This is a genomic window from Pseudomonas sp. FSL R10-0056 (genome assembly GCF_009600105.1).
Classification (GTDB): domain Bacteria; phylum Pseudomonadota; class Gammaproteobacteria; order Pseudomonadales; family Pseudomonadaceae; genus Aquipseudomonas; species Aquipseudomonas bubulae.
Map to the genome: position 1 here is coordinate 1 of NZ_WIWL01000050.1, position 1502 is coordinate 1502.

The 1502-nt window shown below is 50.7% G+C and carries 1 protein-coding gene; it reads right to left on the bottom strand.

Features of this window, described 5'->3' with window-relative positions; translation table 11 throughout:
- Positions 1 to 330: 330 nt before the first annotated feature.
- The gene (locus tag GHO42_RS02960; protein WP_095025159.1) at positions 331 to 1386 is read right to left on the bottom strand and encodes a fatty acid desaturase; all 1056 of its coding nucleotides are present in this window, start codon (positions 1384 to 1386) and stop codon (positions 331 to 333) included.
- Positions 1387 to 1502 lie beyond the last annotated feature (116 nt).

The window sequence follows — 1502 nt, forward strand, 5'->3', positions numbered from 1 at the left end:
TCGCTGGTTGCTCATGGCACCTCCTAATGGGCCTCATTTTAAGGCTTGGAGGTGTCTACGAAACTAGGGGCGATTCACAACCCCATGGGGCTGCCATGGGGCCGCTCGTTAGTCAGCAGATCCTCTGCAGTCGTTATAAGCCGGGGGCCGTGATTTGAAAAAACGGGTATGGACGGTTTCGAACCCCTCCTTAAACGCCACATTAAGTCAACACAGCCCCCTGATTTCCTACAGGATGTGCGGTTGATAAAGGCTTAGCCAGTTCTGAAGGTCACTGGCTAGGGTGATATTTATAGGGCGAGATCAAACAAATAGAAGCGGGTTGATTGCTTAAGCTTCCGGTTGCGTAAAGCTGTAACGGTTTGAGCGCTTATAGGTGCCGAAGTCATTAAACCTGACACCGGCGTCCGCTAAAACTTTATGGGCGAAGGGCGCGGTCATTTGGCGCAGGTAGAACGGGTCCTTGACCACAAAGTGATGAATGCAATGGGTGCTCCCGAAGTTGAAGCAAAACAACTGGAATGGCCACAGCCACCACCGGTTCATGACCTGGGTTTGCTGCAAGGGATTGCGTGGCATGACGTCGCCGAAATAGTGAATGTTAGAGCTGATAAAAAACAGGCAGAACTGACGGATGATATTGGGCGCGACGATAATCACCACTGCAGCATTGACCACCTGTATCAGCAGTGATGCGGCAGCAGAGAGCTCAACAGTGAGGCCCATCAGCGAGTTCACCCATGTGTAGAGGTGGTAACCCAGGAATATATACCAGCAGCCCCAGTACAGAAGCCCCATGGGCGCATTCAACCGAAGCACCTTGACGGTCAACCTGGTTTTTTCTTGCCAGGTCGGTGCGAACAGGGCATTGACAATGCCAAAGACAAAACCGTCGATGAGTTTTAAAAAGCGCTTGGCCCCCCACTTGCTGCCGCTGGTGGTAATCCAGGCTTCAACATCGGTGTGGGTGCCGGATTCTTTATGATGATGAAAGTGCAGTTCACGCCGTAACCAGGGGCTGGGCATGCCGGGGCGGGCTATCCAGCACAGGAGCATCATCAGGTTGTGCGCCACGGGGTGTTTTCTGAAATACAGGCGATGAATCAAGTCGTGTTCAAGTTCATGAATAAATGACGTCAACAACGCATTGATTACAATACAAAGCCAGCCGGGAATAAGTCCTTTTATATACAGTGTGCCCGTTATTATCATGCCAGTTACAGAAACAGCCATCACGCTGGCGCCTATGGCATTCTGGAAACCCAGTACGCGATAGCGTTTACGTAGCTCATTACTGTGCTGTGTGATTTTTTGAGTAACGTCGTTAATTAAATCCTGCTCGGTTTTTGGCAAAGTCGTACTGGGTGCTCGAGAGTCAGTGTTCATCACTTCATCCTTTGAAGACGATGGGTTGGGATCGCTTCACTAGGGGGCGTTCTCATTTGAATCGAGCAGGTTAAATCCGTAACCTTCAGTGGATTTGGAGCAGCGGATGAGTCGCC